Source organism: Microbacterium sp. NRRL B-14842, from assembly GCF_050470785.1.
This window is the reverse complement of sequence record NZ_JBFLUM010000001.1, coordinates 782,170-797,280: the sequence shown is the minus strand read 5'-3', so window position 1 is coordinate 797,280 and position 15,111 is coordinate 782,170. Positions and strand designations below refer to the sequence as shown.

Sequence of the window (15,111 nt, the reverse complement as noted above, 5' to 3'; positions counted from 1 at the left end):
AGGCCAGATGTGGACGAAGCAGCGCACGCGACCGAAACACATCGATCCAGGGAGGACGACCGTGTCCACAAGCGCTCGCTTGACACCGTCGATTTCGGAAACCACGTCCAAGACCCCCCGCGGCACCCTCTACCGGGGTCGCGAAGGCATGTGGTCGTGGGTGCTTCACCGCATCACCGGAGTCGCCATCTTCTTCTTCCTGTTGGTGCACGTGCTCGACACGGCGCTGATCAGGGTGTCGCCGGAGGCGTACGACGCGGTCATCGGCACGTACAAGAACCCGGTCATGGCGATCGGCGAGGTCGTGCTCGTGGCGGGCATCGTGTTCCACGCCATGAACGGCCTGCGCATCATCGCCGTCGACTTCTGGTCGAAGGGCGCCAAGTACCAGCGCCAGCTGTTCTGGGGCGTGCTGCTCGTGTGGGGCATCATCATGGCCGGCTTCGTGCCGCGTCACCTGATGCTCGCGTTCGCCGGCTTCGGAGGAGGACACTGATGAGCGCGCAGACCGTCGCCGCTCCCGCCCGCCGTCAGCGCGGCATCAACCTCGAGAAGTGGGGCTGGGTCTTCATGCGCGTCTCGGGCGTCGTGCTCGTCGTGCTGATCTTCGGCCACCTCTTCGTCAACCTCATGGTCGGCGAGGGCATCCACGCCCTCGACTTCGCCTTCATCGCCGGCAAGTTCGCCACGCCGTTCTGGCAGTGGTGGGACGTGCTGATGCTCTGGCTCGCCCTCATCCACGGCGCCAACGGCATGCGCACGATCGTGAACGACTACGTGACCAACCCCACCGCGCGCAAGGCGCTCGTCTGGGCCCTCGGCCTGGCCGCGGGCCTGCTCATCCTCCTCGGCACCCTGGTCGTCTTCACGTTCGACCCGTGCCTGGGTGTGACCGAGTCGAGCACGCTGTGGGAGACCTGCCAGGCGCAGGGCTAGAAGAAGAGGCAAACGAGAAGTGACTACCCAGACGCAGGATTCCGTCGTCCGTGACGGCGTGCACTACCACCAGTTCGACATCGTCATCGTGGGCGCCGGCGGCGCCGGCATGCGGGCGGCCATCGAGGCCGGCCCCGGCGCGAAGACGGCCGTGATCTCCAAGCTGTACCCGACGCGGTCGCACACCGGTGCCGCGCAGGGCGGCATGGCGGCGGCCCTCGCGAACGTCGAGGAGGACTCCTGGGAGTGGCACACCTTCGACACCGTCAAGGGCGGCGACTACCTCGTCGACCAGGACGCGGCGGAGATCCTCGCGAAGGAGGCCATCGACGCGGTCATCGACCTCGAGAACATGGGCCTCCCCTTCAACCGCACCCCTGAGGGCAAGATCGACCAGCGCCGCTTCGGCGGCCACACGGCCGAGCACGGCAAGACCCCGGTCCGCCGCGCGTGCTACGCCGCCGACCGCACCGGCCACATGATCCTGCAGACGCTGTTCCAGAACTGCGTCAAGCTCGGCATCAACTTCTTCAACGAGTTCTACGTGCTCGACCTCATCACCGTGAAGGACGCGGCGGGGGCGACGCAGGTCGCCGGCGTCGTCGCGTACGACCTCGCCACGGGCGAGCTGCACGTCTTCCAGTCCAAGGCCGTGATCTTCGCGACCGGCGGCTTCGGCAAGATCTTCAAGACGACCTCCAACGCGCACACGCTCACCGGCGACGGCGTGGGCATCGTCTGGCGCAAGGGCCTCCCCCTCGAGGACCTCGAGTTCTTCCAGTTCCACCCGACCGGTCTCGCCGGCCTCGGCATCCTCCTCACCGAGGGTGCGCGCGGTGAGGGCGCGATCCTCCGCAACGCCTCCGGTGAGCGGTTCATGGAGCGCTACGCCCCCACCATCAAGGACCTGGCGCCTCGTGACATCGTCGCGCGCTGCATGGTCCAGGAGGTCGCCGAGGGCCGCGGCGCCGGTCCCCACAAGGACTACGTGCTGCTGGACTGCACGCACCTGGGCGCCGAGGTGCTCGAGACCAAGCTCCCGGACATCACCGAGTTCGCCCGCACGTACCTGGGCGTCGATCCGGTCGTCGAGCCGGTGCCCGTCATGCCCACCGCGCACTACGCCATGGGTGGCATCCCCACGAACAACAACGGCGAGGTGCTCGCGGACAACGACACCGTCGTCCCCGGTCTCTACGCCGCCGGCGAGTGCGCCTGCGTCTCGGTGCACGGCGCCAACCGTCTCGGCACGAACTCGCTGCTCGACATCAACGTGTTCGGCAAGCGGTCGGGTCGCAACGCGGTGGAGTACGTCAAGACGGCGGACTTCGTCCCGCTTCCGGAGAACCCCGCGGCGTTCGTCTCCGACATGCTCGAGGGCCTGCGCAACAACCAGGGCACCGAGCGGATCGCCGTGCTGCGCAAGACGCTGCAGGACGAGATGGACAAGGGCGCGCAGGTGTTCCGCACGCACGAATCCCTCCAGCACGTCCTCGGCGTGATCGCCGAGCTCCGTGAGCGCTACAAGAACGTGCACGTCGACGACAAGGGCCACCGGTTCAACACCGACCTGCTCGAGGCGGTCGAGCTGGGCTTCCTGCTCGACATCGCCGAGGTCGTCGTCTACGCCGCACAGAACCGCGAGGAGAGCCGCGGCGGCCACATGCGCGACGACTTCCCGAAGCGCGACGACGAGAACTACATGAAGCACACCATGGCGTACCTCACGGGCGACCCGCACTCCTCCGACCCGAGCGACCACATCAAGCTCGACTGGAAGCCCGTCGTCTTCACCAAGAACGACAAGGGCGAGTTCAACTACCCGCCGATGGAGAGGAAGTACTGAGCATGTCCAACGCCCTCGCCGAGGCCCCGGCAGACACGACGGAAGAGACCGGGATCCAGTCCTTCATCGTCACCTTCAACATCCGTCGGTTCGACCCGGAGATCGACGCCGAGCCGCACTGGGTCGACTACGACGTGGAGCTCTACTCCACCGACCGCGTCCTCGACGCCCTGCACAAGATCAAGTGGGAGGTCGACGGCTCGCTCACCTTCCGGCGCTCCTGCGCCCACGGCATCTGCGGCTCCGACGCCATGCGCATCAACGGCCGCAACCGCCTGGCGTGCAAGACGCTGATCAAGGACCTCGACATCTCGAAGCCGATCTACGTCGAGGCCATCAAGGGCCTGCCGCTGGAGAAGGACCTCGTCGTCGACATGGAGCCGTTCTTCGCGTCGTACCGCGAGGTGCAGCCGTTCCTCGTCGCGAACTCCGTGCCGGAGAAGGGCAAGGAGCGCACGCAGTCCATCGCCGACCGCGAGATCTTCGACGACACCACCAAGTGCATCCTCTGCGCCGCGTGCACCTCGTCATGCCCGGTGTTCTGGACCGACGGACAGTACTTCGGCCCGGCGGCCATCGTCAACGCGCATCGCTTCATCTTCGACTCGCGTGACGACAACGCTGCGGTCCGCCTCGACATCCTCAACGACAAGGAAGGCGTCTGGCGCTGCCGCACGACCTTCAACTGCTCCGAGGCGTGCCCCCGCGGCATCGAGGTCACCAAGGCCATCGCCGAGGTCAAGCAGGCGGTCCTCCGCGGCCGTCCCTGACGCGCCGACACAGGCATTCACGCGAGAACAGGCGGTCCCGGACGGGGCCGCCTGTTCTCGCGTCTGTGCCTGTTCTCGCGGAAGGGCGTGATCGGTCTTGGGTAGGGTGGGGGCGTGTCCGAGCCCGGTTCGGCGACCGATGGTCGCCTCGATGCCGCGGTCGAGCGCGCGACCGCGCTGACGCGGCGGACCCTCGGTCTTTTCCCGGTGCGGGTGTGGCGTCACTTCCTGCAACACAACGGCTTCCTGCTCGCCGCCGGGGTGAGCTACCAGGCGCTGTTCGCCATCTTCGCCGCGGTCTACCTCGCGTTCGCCATCACAGGGCTCTGGCTCGGCGGCAGCGAGGAGGCCGTGAACGGGCTCATCGACATCATCAACAACTACATCCCGAACCTCATCCTCGACGAGGGCGGCGTCTTCACGCCCGCACAGGTGCAGGAGATCGCGTCGAACACCACCGGGTTCCTCGGAATCACCGGCCTCATCGCGCTCGGCACGGTCATCTGGACGGCGATCGGCTGGGTGACCTTCTCCCGGCGAGCCGTGCGGGACATCTTCGGCCTCGAGCCCGACCGCCGCAGCTACCTCCTCCTCAAAGCGCGCGACCTCCTCGCCGCCCTCATCTTCGGTGTCTCGCTGATCCTCGGCTCCGCCCTCAGCTCGGCCAGCGCCGCCGTGCTGAGCTGGGTGCTCTCGCTCCTCGGCTGGGACGCGGGATCGGACGGCCTCAACCTCGGCATCCGGATCGGCACGGTGCTCGTGTCGTTCGTCCTGCTGACGGGGGCGCTGGCGGCGATGGTGCGCTTCCTCACCGGCACCTCGCTGCACTGGAGCACCATCTGGCCGGGCGCCCTCCTCGGCGGCGCGGCCATGACGGTGCTGCAGTTCGGGGTCGGGTTCCTCCTGAGCTACACGCCGTCGAATCCCCTGCTGGCGACCTTCGCGATCTTCGTCGGGCTGCTGCTGTGGTTCCGGGTGAACGGGGTGGTCATGCTCGTCGCCGCCTCCTGGATCGCCGTCGCCGCCCAGGACCGCGACCTCCCGCTCCTGCTGCCGACGGAGGCCGAGCGGCGGGTGGCGGAGCACGCCACCCTGCTCGCGGCGGCGCGGATCCGATTGCGCGACGCCCGAGCCGCGCAAGACGAGGCCCCGTGGTATCGGAGCTGGGCGGCCGGGCACGCCGTCCGCGAGGCGGAGGACGAGGTCGCGCGACTGGAGACCTCTGCTCCCCCGCCCGCGCCCCCGACCTCCCCTCTCGCGCAGCGCCTGCTCTCCGAGCTCGATCACCGTCAGAACCGCGATGTCGGCGGTGCTCGTTAGGCTGGAGGAATGCCTCACCTGCGTATCGCCTCGGTCAATGTCAACGGGATCCGGGCGGCCGCCCGCAACGGGATGAGCACGTGGCTGGACGCCGCGGACATCGACATCCTCACCCTTCAGGAGGTGCGCGGGCAGGACGAGCACATCGAGGCCGCCCTCCCCGGCTGGACCTTCGTCCACGACGAGGCCACGGCCAAGGGGCGCGCAGGCGTCGCGATCGCCAGCCGCCTCCCCGCGCTCGCCTCCCGGGCGGACTTCGGCCCGGAGGACTTCGACTCCAAGGGGCGCTGGATCGAGGCCGACTTCCTGATCGGCGACCGTCCGCTCACCGTCGTCAGCGCCTACGTGCACTCCGGCGAGGCCGACACCCCGAAGCAGGACGAGAAGTGGAAGTTCCTCGACGCGTTCGAAGCGCGACTGGCGAGCCTGAACACCGACGGCGCCCTCGCCCTCGTCACCGGCGACCTCAACGTGGGGCACCGCGAGCTCGACATCAAGAACTGGCGCGGCAACCGCACCAAGGCCGGCTTCCTGCCGCGTGAGCGCGCCTACTTCGATCGCTTCCTCGGTGAGGCCGGGACCCCGGTCACCGGCGTCGACGGCTCGGTCGGCACCGGCCTGGGCTGGGTGGACGTCGGCCGCCGCTTCCACGGCGAGGTGGACGGGCCGTACACCTGGTGGTCCATGCGCGGGAAGGCCTTCGACAACGACTCGGGATGGCGCATCGACTACCACCTGGCCACGCCCGCTCTCGCCGAGCGCGTCCAGGCGTACCACGTGGCGCGTGCGGCCGCGTACGACCAGCGCTGGAGCGACCACGCGCCGGTCGTCGTCGACTACACCTACTGACCCGGGTCGGGCTGCTCCGAGGGCGACGGCTCCGACTCCCGATACCATCCGCGGTACTCCAAGACGGTGCCGAGCAGCGGGTTCACGGCACGCATATCGATCGTGCGCCGGCGGTGCTCCGCGTCCCAGCCGTCGATCAGGTCCACGCGCACGCCGAGCGGACCGGGCAGCGCGAACCGCCGACCGCACAGCCGCAGCGCGACTCGGACGGTGCGCATCCGCAGGAAGCCCTCCGCCGTCACGCTGCACTCCTCGATGAGCTCCACGCGGCCTCGGGCACCGAGGAGATTCCGGACCAGTCCCGGCCGCACGCTCACCGTGAGCCGGTCGACGATCCGCGCGGTCCGTCCGGGGAAACGGAACTCGCGGATGGAGTCGAGCGTCGCGCGGCCGGTCTCTGTGCGCCCCGAGGCCGTGCGGAGCACGAACGGGACATCTCGTCCCGATGTCGGCACCAGAAGACCCGGCCCGACGATCGGACGCGCGAGACCGGCTGCGCGACCGAAGCGGCTCCCCGCGACGGCGAACACCCCCTCCGCGTGCCCCGCCGCGACGGGAGCGCGATACTGCGCGAGGATCTCCGGGTGCAGACGCTCGGCGTCCGCGCCCAACGCGTCGAGGAACACCTGTCCTCGCGTCGGAGGCGCACCGCTCGTCATGACGTCAGCGTAAGGGATCGGCCGGCGCAGGGGTCCGCGGCGCGGACGCATAGGATTGACGGGTGAACAAGCCTCGTCTCTATTCCGGAATGCAGCCCTCCGCCGACTCCCTCCAGATCGGCAACTACATCGGCGCACTCCTGCAGTGGCGGGAGCTCCAGACCTCGTACGACGCGTTCTTCTCCGTCGTCGACCTGCACGCCCTCACCGTCGCCCAGAACCCGGCAGAGCTCCGCGAGAAGACCCGCCGTACCGCCGCGCAGTACATCGCGGCGGGCATCGAGCCCTCGCAGTCGACGCTGTACGTGCAGTCGCACGTGCGTGCGCACGCCGAGCTCGCCTGGATCCTCAGCACGATCACCGGCTTCGGCGAGGCCGGACGGATGACCCAGTTCAAGGACAAGTCGGCCCGCTACGGCGCCGATGCGACCAGCGTCGGCCTCTTCACCTACCCCGTGCTCATGGCCGCCGACATCCTGCTCTACCAGACGGACGTCGTGCCGGTCGGCGACGACCAGAAGCAGCACGTCGAGCTCACCCGCGACCTCGCGGAGCGCTTCAACTCGCGGTTCGGCGAGACCTTCACGGTGCCGGTCCCGGTCATCCAGAAGGAGACGGCGCGCATCTACGACCTGCAGAATCCGACGGCCAAGATGTCGAAGTCGGCCGAGAGCGATGCCGGCGTGCTGTGGATGCTGGACGACCCGGCGAAGTCGTCGAAGAAGATCATGCGCGCGGTGACCGACAACGAGGGCACCGTGCGGTTCGATCGCGAGGCCAAGCCGGGCGTCTCGAACCTCCTGACCATCTACGCCGCGCTGACCGGACGCCAGATCCCCGCGATCGAGGACGAGTACGCGGGTCGCGGATACGGCGACTTCAAGAAGGGCCTCGCCGAGGTCGTCGTGGAGGAGTTCGCTCCGGTGCGCGACCGTGCTCTCGAACTCCTCGACGACCCGGCCGAGCTCGACCGGATCCTCGCCGAGAACGCCGCCCGCGCCGATGCCGTCGCCGATCGGACGCTGTCCGACGTGTACGACCGCGTCGGACTGCTGCGCCGGGTCTGAGCCGCGCGCCACCCTAGGATGACATCGTGACCGATCCGCAGCTGCCCCCTCCGTCCGGCGCCGTTCCGCCCGCCCCTCCGGCGGCCTCGGTCCCGCAGGACTCGGTCTCCGGTGCGATCCCGCCGCCCGCGTACGCGTCCGTACCGCCGAGGGCTCCGGCACCGTACCCGCCCGCCGGCGGATACGGCCAGCCGGCACCCCCGGCTGCGCCTCCGGGGGCGTATCAGGTGCCCGTGGGCGGCTACGCAGCACCGTCCGGCACGTACACCGCGCCGGATGCCGCGCCGAAGCCCTCGGGGTTCCTCGGCCTGCTCGCCCTCGGCCTCTCGATCCTCGCGGCCGTCGTCATGCCGATCATCGGCGGCGTCAGCGCGTTCGAGGTGGGCCGCCGCATCCCGCAGGGCATCAGCGGCTCCTCGGGAGATCTCGGGTTCCTGTCCCCCGCGCGTGATCAGGTGCTGTGGACGGAGCTGTCGTTCTGGGCCGGCACGGTTCTCGGCATCGCCGCGATCGTGCTGGGCATCATCGCGATCCGCCGGAAGCAGGGACGTGGAGCGGGCATCGCCGCGCTGATCGTCGCCGTCCTCGGCGCAGTCATCTTCTTCGTCGCCGTGTTCACGGCCTTCGCCGTCGGCGGCGCCGCGAGATACGCCACCTTCACCACCTGACCCCGCGGGGCGCCGGTCAGCGCGGTGCGTGATGCTTCTGCTGCGCGGCGAGCAGGCCTTCCCCGACGAGGAGCTCGACGGCGTCCGCGGCGTCACCCACGAGCAGGGGAAGGTTCGCACGCTCGTCCTTGCCGAACGGGGAGAGCACCCAGTCGGCAGGATCCTGGCGCCCCGCCGGTCGGCCGATGCCGACCCGCACCCGCGGGAAGTCCGGGCTCGTGAGGGCCCGCGCGATGTCACGCACGCCGTTGTGCCCGCCGTGCCCTCCTCCGGTCTTGAGCTTGACCGTGTCGAACGGGATGTCGAGCTCGTCGTGCACGACGACCACGTGGTCGAGAGGGACGGAGTAGAACCGGGCGAGCGCTGCGACAGGGGTTCCCGAGACGTTCATGAACGTGTTCGGCTTGGCGAGCACGAGCTTGTCGGCACCGGGCCGGAGCCAGGTCTCGACGACGCGCGCGCCCCCCTTGTGCTCCCGGAAGCTCTCTCCGCGGCGTGCCGCGAGCTCATCGACGACCATCTGGCCGATGTTGTGGCGGGTCGCCTCATAGCGGGGTCCCGGATTGCCGAGACCGACCACGAGCCAGGTGGCTGCCATTCCTCGTCCTCTCTCGCCGGAGCCGTCACCCCGGTCAGGATACGACGGAGGGGACGCGATCCGATCGCGTCCCCTCCGTGATGAAGCAGGCGGAGATCACTCCGCGGCGGCCTCCTCGGACGCCTCGGCGGCACCCTCGGCGGACTCGCCCTCGGTCTCCTCGTCCTCGACCGGAGCGGCCGGGACGGAGATCGCGACCACGAGGACCTCGGCGTCGGTGAGGAGCGTCGAGCCCTTCGGGAGGGTGACGTCGGCGGCGGTGATGTGCGCGCCCTCCTCGAGACCCTCGACCGAGACCTCGATGTTCTCGGGGATGTGGGTGGCCTCCGCCTCGACCTGGATGGTCGTGGCATCGAGGTTGACGATGGTGCCGGGGGCCGACTCACCGGTGACGACGACGGGGACGTCGATGGCGACCTTCTCGCCCTTCTTCACGACCAGGAGGTCGATGTGCTCGATGATCTGGTGCACCGGGTCCTTCTGCACGTCCTTGACGAGCGCGAGCTGCGAGGTGCCCTCGATGTCGAGGTCGAGCAGCGCGTTGGCGCGACGGATGATCAGGGAGACCTGGTGGCCGGGCAGCGCGACGTGCACGGGCTCGGTGCCGTGGCCGTAGATGACCGCGGGGATCTTGCCGGCGGCGCGCAGACGACGGGCGAAGCCCTTGCCGAAGCTGCTGCGCAGCTCGGCGTGGACCGTGGTGTCTTCAGACATGAGGTTCTCCTTCGGGGCACGCAGCGAAGGCGCCGCGCGGTGGTCTTGGAATTGTGGACTCGAACGCGGACGCGTGAGGAAAGCCACCGGGCTTGCTTCGCCGCGTCGATCACGGACGCCCGCGCACGCGCAGAAGCGTCCCTCGCCGAGGTACGCCTCCATGGTACCGGATGACCCGATAGGCTGAGGACACCGGTCCCCACTGCAGAAATTCGGAGTACCCCCATGCTCGACGGCGCCTTCCTCTCCCACGTCCTCCTCTGGCTGATCGGCGCCATGTCGGTGTGCGCGGCCGTCGCCACGGGTGCGGCTCTCTTCTCGCTCGGCCGCTCGGGCTACCGCAAGGACTGAGGCTCCCCCGGCGTTCCCGTCTCCGCGGCGAGCGCCTTCCGGATCGCCGCCACCTCCTGCACCAGCGGGAGCGCGGCATCGACCCGGACGCCGGGCTCGTCACCCGTCAGCGGTTCCCACGCGTCGAGCTGGGAATCGAGCAGCGAGGCCGGCATGAAGTGGTCGGGCCGTCCACCCAGTCGCCGGGCGAGCGTCTCCCGTGCCACGCCGAGCTCGACGAAGAAGGCGTCCGGCGCCTCCGCCCTGATGGCATCCCGGTAGCGCCGCCGCAGCGCGGAACAGGCGACGACGATGTGCGTCTCGGCGGCGAGCGTCCGTCCGACCACCCGCAGCCAGGGCATCCGGTCCTCGTCATCGAGGGCGATCCCCGCTGCCATCTTCTCGACGTTGGTCAGCGGATGCAGATCGTCACCGTCCATGAAGCGCGCCTCGAGGCTCTCCGCCAGCGCCGCACCGACCGTCGATTTCCCGGATCCGCTCGGCCCCATCACGACGATGCGCACGCTCATGCCTGCTGCATCCCGATTCAGTAGAACTCGACCGTGTCGACCACTGCGCGCAGCTCCCGACCGTCGAGCAGGCGGGTGGCGTTCTCGGCGAACCGCCGCGCGATGCGCTCCTCCTCCTTCGAGCTGAGCGCCGCGGTGTGCGGGCTGACGAGCACGCGCGGGTGCGCCCACAGCGGGGACTCGGCGGGCAGCGGCTCCTGCTCGAAGACATCCAGCCCGGCGAAGCCGACGCGGCCGTCGTCGAGGGCGGAGAGCAGCGCCGTCTCATCGACCACGCTCCCGCGCCCGACGTTGGTGAGGATGACCCCGGGCTTCACTGCCCGCAGAACCTCCTCGCCGATGAGATGTCTGGTCTGCTCCGTGCCCGGAAGCGTGACGACGATCGCGTCGACCTCCCCCACCGCGTCCACGAGGTCGTCCAGCGCGATGAGGCGATCGACGCCCTCGACCGGACGACCGGAGCGAGTGGTCCCCCACACCCGAGCGCCGAGAGCGTGGAAACGGCGGGCGCACTCCGCGCCGATGCCGCCGAGTCCCACCACGAGCACGGTCATCTCGTCGACCTGGCGCATCTCCCACCGCTCGGGCCAGATGCGCTGATCCTGATCGATCCGCAGGCGCGGAAGGTCCTTCGCCCCGGCGAGCACCGCGAAGAGGGCGAACTCGGCGAGCGTGCCGCCGTGGACGCCGGCGCTGGTGGTGAAGACGATGCGGTCGAGGTCGGCGCGGTCGAGTTCCGCGGCCTTGACCGTGCTGCCGCCGCCCGCCGCCGTGGTCATGACCCACCGCAGCCGCGGGTTCGCAGAGACCGTCCGAGCAAGTGCGTCGGGGTCGACGTCGGGGATGCCGAAGAGCACGTCAGCGGAGTCGACGAGGGCCTCGAACGCGCGCTGCTGCTCCGGCGTGCGGGTGAAGTCGGGGTCGCCCGACCAGTCGGCCGGACCGCGCATGGGAGGCACGAGCGATGCATCCTGGATGACCTCGAGCCGCGGCTCGAGCTCCTCGATGAGCCCGCACAGCTCCTCCGTCAACGGCACCGCGACGACGGCGCGGACCTTCTTCTCGGACTCCGTCACGACCGACTCCCTCCAGCTCCTGTGCTCCCTTCAGCGTAGAGGTCCGGAGCCTCCGGACCGCCCGACGTCGCGGACGATGACGGTGATGCGTCATCGGGTGCGCCTCCATCCGGCGCACAGCGATACGCTGAAGACAACCCTTCTTCACGATCGAGGAGCCTTCCGTGCCCGAAGCATCAGCGAACATCGGAGTCGTCGGACTCGCCGTCATGGGGTCGAACCTCGCCCGCAACCTCGCGAGCCGCGAGGGCAACACCGTGGCGATCTTCAACCGCAGCTACGAGAAGACCCAGACCCTCCTCGACGAGCATCCCGAGGCGGGCTTCATCCCCGCGAAGACGTACCAGGAGTTCGCCGACTCGCTGCAGAAGCCGCGCACCGCGATCATCATGGTCAAGGCCGGAGCGCCGACCGACGCCGTGATCGACTCCCTCGTGGAGGTCTTCGAGCCGGGCGACATCATCGTCGACGGCGGCAACGCCTACTTCCCCGACACCATCCGCCGCGAGAAGGCGGTCCGCGAGACCGGCATCAACTTCGTCGGCGCGGGTATCTCCGGCGGCGAGGAGGGCGCCCTCACCGGCCCCTCGATCATGCCGGGCGGCTCGGACGAGTCCTGGATCACGCTCGGGCCGATCCTGAAGTCCATCGCCGCAGTCGCCGAGGGCGAGCCCTGCGTGACGCACGTCGGCCACGACGGCGCCGGCCACTTCGTCAAGATGGTGCACAACGGCATCGAGTACGCGGACATGCAGCTCATCGCCGAGGCCTACGACCTCATCCGTCGCGGCACCGGCAAGACCCCCGCAGAGATCGCCGAGATCTTCGCCGAGTGGAACCGCGGAGAGCTGGAGTCGTACCTCATCGAGATCACGGCCGAGGTGCTGCGCCAGGTCGACGCGGCGACCGGTAAGCCGCTGGTCGACGTCATCCTGGACCAGGCCGGCGCGAAGGGCACCGGCGCCTGGACGGTGCAGACCGCACTCTCGCTCGGCGTCCCGGTCTCGGGCATCGCCGAGGCGACGTTCGCCCGCTCGCTCTCCTCGCACCCCGAGCAGCGCGCGGTCGCCGCGGCGCTTCCCGGTCCGGACGAGGAGTTCACGGTCCCGGCCGATGAGGTCGACGCTTTCGTCGAGGACGTCCGCCTGGCGCTCTACGCCTCCAAGATCGTCGCGTACTCGCAGGGCTTCGACGAGATCCGTGCCGGCGCCGCCGAGTACGGCTGGAACATCGACCTCGGTGCGATCTCGAAGATCTGGCGCGGCGGCTGCATCATCCGTGCGCAGTTCCTGAACCGGATCGCCGACGCCTACGCGGAGACCCCCGACCTGCCCGTGCTGCTGACGGCTCCGTACTTCGCCGAGGCGCTCACCCGCGGCCAGGCGGCATGGCGTCGTGTGGTGGTCACGGCGGCGCAGTCCGGCATCCCGGCTCCGGCGTTCTCGTCGTCGCTGTCGTACTACGACGGCATCCGCGCCGACCGCCTCCCGGCTGCTCTCGTGCAGGGTCAGCGCGACTTCTTCGGCGCGCACACCTACAAGCGCATCGACAAGGAGGGCACCTTCCACACGCTGTGGTCGGGCGACCGCTCCGAGATCGAGGCCGAAGACACGCACTGACCTCGGGTCTGCGAAGGGCCGGGCACCGTACGGTGCTCGGCCCTTCGTGCGTCACACGAGGATGTTGTGGTTGCGGCGGAACAGGTTCTGCGGGTCCCACTGCGCCTTCACCGCCCGCAGACGCGCGTAGCCGTCGCCGTCGTACATCCCGGACACCGCGTCCGGTCGCTCCCGGTCGACGAAGTTGCTGTACTCGGCGAGGCGGCCCCCGACGATCCGCTGCGCGTCGGCGGCGGCCTTCGCCCGCCCCTCCTCGTCGAGCATCCCCGGGACATCGAAGGCGCCGGCCATGACGAACCAGGTCGCGGTGCGCGCCGGGAAGGCCGTCTCCTCCTGCGGAACGTCGCCGAACGCCCCGCCGAGGGACCGGAGGAAGACGACCGAGGCGGGGTACTCCCGCCGATAGGCCACCAGCCGATCGATCGTCTCGTCGTCGAGGTCGGCGACGAGACCGTTCCCGCCGAGGAACCCGGGAGGGGCGGGAGCCTCGCCGCCCTCGGGCTGCGGCATCTCCATCAGGATCTCCCGATAGGCGGGTTCGGTGATCTCCGTCGTGACACCGTCGAGGGCGGTGATCGGCGCGAGCTCCACGCGCAGCGCCTCCGGGTCGGGCCCGGCCCACACGGCGGTCAGCCGGGCACCGGCCGGAGCGCTCGGGTCCATGGGCGGCACGTCCATGTACGTGACGGTCAGCTCGCGCGGGGCGTCGCGGAGGAGTTCGCGCGCGGCCCGGAGCACGGCCGTCGCGTCGCCCTCGACGACGGACTCGGCCAGCGCGATCCCCGGCAGGCGATGCGCTTCGAAGTCGAAACGGGTGACGATGCCGAAGTTGCCGCCACCGCCGCGCAGCGCCCAGAACAGGTCGGGATGCTGCGTGGCCGAGACCTCCACCACGTCTCCGCTCGCGGTGACGACCTGGGCGCCGACGAGCTGATCGACGGCGAGACCCCAGGCGCGCACCATCCAGCCGATGCCGCCGCCGAGGGTGAGACCGCCGACGCCGACGCTGGCCGTGTCGCCGGAGCTCAGGGCGAGGCCGTGGCCGGCGAGAGTCTTCGCGACGTCGCCCCACACGGCACCGCCGCCGATGCGCACGGCGGTGCCGTCGACCTCGATCGAGGAGAGCGCCCCGAGTTCGAGGCGCAGACCGGGAGCGGGGGCGTGGGACCAGGGCCCGTGGCCGCCGGAGACGACGGTCAGGGGGACCGCCTCCTGCGCGGCGGCGCGGACGAGCGCGGCAACCTCGGAGACGGTGGAGGGACGGTGGACGGTGGGCTGTGCGGATTCGACGTGGTCGACCATGAGCACACGGTAGACCCGGGGTCGGACATCGCGGAAGAGGGGCGGCTCGCCGTCCGCCCCTCCCCCGCGCCGCCGACTACCGGGTGATGTCCCTCACCGTCCCCTGCGTCAGACGCAGCCGTTTCGTCGCCCGCCGCGCCACCGCGGAGTCGTGCGTGACCACGACCATGGTGATGCCCTCCGCGCACAGCCGTTCGAGGAGGTCGAGGATCTCGTCGCGCATGCTCTCGTCGAGGTTGCCCGTCGGCTCGTCCGCGAGCAGCACTCGGGGGCGTTTGACGATCGCCCGCGCGATCGCGACACGCTGCTGCTGCCCGCCGGACAACTCTGCGGGACGATGGTCTCCGCGGTCCGCCAGGCCGACGTGGGCGAGAGCGGCGGCGACCCGCGTGCGTCGTTCCGCCCGGTCGATGCCGAGCGGCTCCAGGGCCATGTCGACGTTCTCCACCGCCGTCAGCGTCGGGATCAGGTTGAACCCCTGGAAGACGAATCCGATCTCCTGCGCGCGGATCCGTCCCAGCTCCGACGGCGACGCCGACGACAGTTCACGGCCGTCCAGCTGCAACGTCCCAGCAGTCGGGGTGTCGAGCGCCCCCAGCAGCTGCAGCAGCGTCGACTTGCCTCCTCCGGTCGGCCCCTGGATCGTGACGAAGGCGCCGGGCATGATCTCCAGGTCGACGCCGGTGAGCGCGGTCACCGTCCGTCCCCGCCGCGTATAGGTGCGCGTGACACCCGTCGCCCGGTACAGCGGGGTCGCCGCCGACGGGGCAGGAACGCGGGCCTCGGAATCCGTCATCGTGGTCATCTCGGTCTCCTTCTCTCCTGTG

General features: G+C 69.8%; 17 protein-coding genes. 10 read left to right on the top strand and 7 right to left on the bottom strand.

The window, feature by feature from the left end; translation table 11 throughout:
• The first annotated feature begins 61 nt into the window (after positions 1-61).
• The 6 genes from sdhC (at position 62) to AB1285_RS04000 (ending at position 5,721) form a co-directional block, all read left to right on the top strand.
• Entirely contained in the window at positions 62-496 is a 435-nt protein-coding gene (gene sdhC, locus AB1285_RS04025) for a succinate dehydrogenase, cytochrome b556 subunit (protein WP_082758508.1), read from the top strand.
• Positions 496-936 carry a succinate dehydrogenase hydrophobic membrane anchor subunit gene (locus AB1285_RS04020; RefSeq protein ID WP_149085820.1) on the top strand — a complete coding sequence of 147 codons (441 nt, stop codon included), beginning with the start codon at positions 496-498 and terminating at the stop codon, positions 934-936. Before sdhC ends, AB1285_RS04020 begins: the two co-directional genes overlap by 1 nt.
• A gap of 19 nt (positions 937-955) precedes the next feature.
• A complete protein-coding gene (gene sdhA / locus AB1285_RS04015; RefSeq protein WP_259954611.1) occupies positions 956-2,782 on the top strand; it encodes a succinate dehydrogenase flavoprotein subunit in 1,827 nt (608 codons plus the stop codon).
• Between the two features lie 2 nt (positions 2,783-2,784).
• Positions 2,785-3,552 carry a succinate dehydrogenase iron-sulfur subunit gene (locus AB1285_RS04010; RefSeq protein ID WP_187661947.1) on the top strand — a complete coding sequence of 256 codons (768 nt, stop codon included), beginning with the start codon at positions 2,785-2,787 and terminating at the stop codon, positions 3,550-3,552.
• Positions 3,553-3,666: 114 nt separating this feature from the next.
• Positions 3,667-4,872 carry a YihY/virulence factor BrkB family protein gene (locus AB1285_RS04005; protein WP_187661948.1) on the top strand — a complete coding sequence of 402 codons (1,206 nt, stop codon included), beginning with the start codon at positions 3,667-3,669 and terminating at the stop codon, positions 4,870-4,872.
• Positions 4,873-4,881: 9 nt separating this feature from the next.
• On the top strand, positions 4,882-5,721 hold the full coding sequence (locus AB1285_RS04000; RefSeq protein WP_259954609.1) for an exodeoxyribonuclease III: 840 nt from the start codon (positions 4,882-4,884) through the stop codon (positions 5,719-5,721).
• Here the strand turns inward: AB1285_RS04000 and AB1285_RS03995 are convergent.
• Complete coding sequence (locus AB1285_RS03995) at positions 5,715-6,380, bottom strand: DUF4166 domain-containing protein (protein WP_363590079.1); 666 nt, start codon at positions 6,378-6,380, stop codon at positions 5,715-5,717. The two genes, AB1285_RS04000 and AB1285_RS03995, sit on opposite strands and share 7 nt — an antisense overlap.
• Positions 6,381-6,442: 62 nt before the next feature.
• Here AB1285_RS03995 and trpS point away from each other — a divergent pair, with 62 nt between their 5' ends.
• Positions 6,443-7,447 carry a tryptophan--tRNA ligase gene (trpS, locus tag AB1285_RS03990; protein ID WP_370428462.1) on the top strand — a complete coding sequence of 335 codons (1,005 nt, stop codon included), beginning with the start codon at positions 6,443-6,445 and terminating at the stop codon, positions 7,445-7,447.
• A gap of 26 nt (positions 7,448-7,473) precedes the next feature.
• Positions 7,474-8,115: a hypothetical protein gene (locus AB1285_RS03985; protein WP_370428461.1), complete on the top strand. Its 642-nt coding sequence runs from the start codon at positions 7,474-7,476 to the stop codon at positions 8,113-8,115.
• Positions 8,116-8,131: 16 nt separating this feature from the next.
• Here AB1285_RS03985 and pth read toward each other — a convergent pair whose 3' ends face one another.
• Positions 8,132-8,713 carry an aminoacyl-tRNA hydrolase gene (pth, locus tag AB1285_RS03980; RefSeq protein ID WP_187661952.1) on the bottom strand — a complete coding sequence of 194 codons (582 nt, stop codon included), beginning with the start codon at positions 8,711-8,713 and terminating at the stop codon, positions 8,132-8,134.
• A 96-nt stretch (positions 8,714-8,809) separates the two neighbouring features.
• On the bottom strand, positions 8,810-9,427 hold the full coding sequence (locus tag AB1285_RS03975) for a 50S ribosomal protein L25/general stress protein Ctc (RefSeq protein ID WP_187661953.1): 618 nt from the start codon (positions 9,425-9,427) through the stop codon (positions 8,810-8,812).
• 225 nt (positions 9,428-9,652) lie between these two features.
• Here AB1285_RS03975 and AB1285_RS03970 point away from each other — a divergent pair, with 225 nt between their 5' ends.
• Complete coding sequence (locus AB1285_RS03970) at positions 9,653-9,778, top strand: hypothetical protein (protein WP_259954603.1); 126 nt, start codon at positions 9,653-9,655, stop codon at positions 9,776-9,778.
• Here the strand turns inward: AB1285_RS03970 and AB1285_RS03965 are convergent.
• Positions 9,763-10,287 (bottom strand): gluconokinase, encoded by a 525-nt coding sequence (locus tag AB1285_RS03965; RefSeq protein ID WP_187661954.1) that lies wholly within the window; start codon positions 10,285-10,287, stop codon positions 9,763-9,765. The two genes, AB1285_RS03970 and AB1285_RS03965, sit on opposite strands and share 16 nt — an antisense overlap.
• A 17-nt stretch (positions 10,288-10,304) precedes the next feature.
• Positions 10,305-11,363 (bottom strand): D-2-hydroxyacid dehydrogenase, encoded by a 1,059-nt coding sequence (locus AB1285_RS03960; RefSeq protein WP_187661955.1) that lies wholly within the window; start codon positions 11,361-11,363, stop codon positions 10,305-10,307.
• A 164-nt stretch (positions 11,364-11,527) separates the two neighbouring features.
• Here AB1285_RS03960 and gndA point away from each other — a divergent pair, with 164 nt between their 5' ends.
• Positions 11,528-12,982, top strand: coding sequence for an NADP-dependent phosphogluconate dehydrogenase (gene gndA / locus AB1285_RS03955; protein WP_370428460.1), 1,455 nt, complete (start codon positions 11,528-11,530; stop codon positions 12,980-12,982).
• A 51-nt stretch (positions 12,983-13,033) separates the two neighbouring features.
• On the opposite strand, the gene AB1285_RS03950 is transcribed toward gndA, so the two are convergent.
• Positions 13,034-14,284 (bottom strand): FAD-binding oxidoreductase, encoded by a 1,251-nt coding sequence (locus AB1285_RS03950; protein ID WP_370428459.1) that lies wholly within the window; start codon positions 14,282-14,284, stop codon positions 13,034-13,036.
• Positions 14,285-14,360: 76 nt separating this feature from the next.
• The gene (locus AB1285_RS03945; protein ID WP_370428512.1) at positions 14,361-15,080 is read right to left on the bottom strand and encodes an ABC transporter ATP-binding protein; all 720 of its coding nucleotides are present in this window, start codon (positions 15,078-15,080) and stop codon (positions 14,361-14,363) included.
• Positions 15,081-15,111 lie beyond the last annotated feature (31 nt).

What these genes read in the sequence shown, in the direction of transcription:
- AB1285_RS03945 (WP_370428512.1), bottom strand. Translation starts at nt 15,080, where the DNA reads ATGACGGATTCCGAGGCCCGCGTTCCTGCCCCGTCGGCGGCGACCCCG.
- AB1285_RS04010 (WP_187661947.1), top strand. Translation starts at nt 2,785, where the DNA reads ATGTCCAACGCCCTCGCCGAGGCCCCGGCAGACACGACGGAAGAGACC.
- AB1285_RS03950 (WP_370428459.1), bottom strand. Translation starts at nt 14,284, where the DNA reads ATGGTCGACCACGTCGAATCCGCACAGCCCACCGTCCACCGTCCCTCC.
- AB1285_RS04020 (WP_149085820.1), top strand. Translation starts at nt 496, where the DNA reads ATGAGCGCGCAGACCGTCGCCGCTCCCGCCCGCCGTCAGCGCGGCATC.
- AB1285_RS03975 (WP_187661953.1), bottom strand. Translation starts at nt 9,427, where the DNA reads ATGTCTGAAGACACCACGGTCCACGCCGAGCTGCGCAGCAGCTTCGGC.
- pth (WP_187661952.1), bottom strand. Translation starts at nt 8,713, where the DNA reads ATGGCAGCCACCTGGCTCGTGGTCGGTCTCGGCAATCCGGGACCCCGC.
- AB1285_RS03995 (WP_363590079.1), bottom strand. Translation starts at nt 6,380, where the DNA reads ATGACGAGCGGTGCGCCTCCGACGCGAGGACAGGTGTTCCTCGACGCG.
- AB1285_RS03970 (WP_259954603.1), top strand. Translation starts at nt 9,653, where the DNA reads ATGCTCGACGGCGCCTTCCTCTCCCACGTCCTCCTCTGGCTGATCGGC.
- AB1285_RS03965 (WP_187661954.1), bottom strand. Translation starts at nt 10,287, where the DNA reads ATGAGCGTGCGCATCGTCGTGATGGGGCCGAGCGGATCCGGGAAATCG.
- AB1285_RS04000 (WP_259954609.1), top strand. Translation starts at nt 4,882, where the DNA reads ATGCCTCACCTGCGTATCGCCTCGGTCAATGTCAACGGGATCCGGGCG.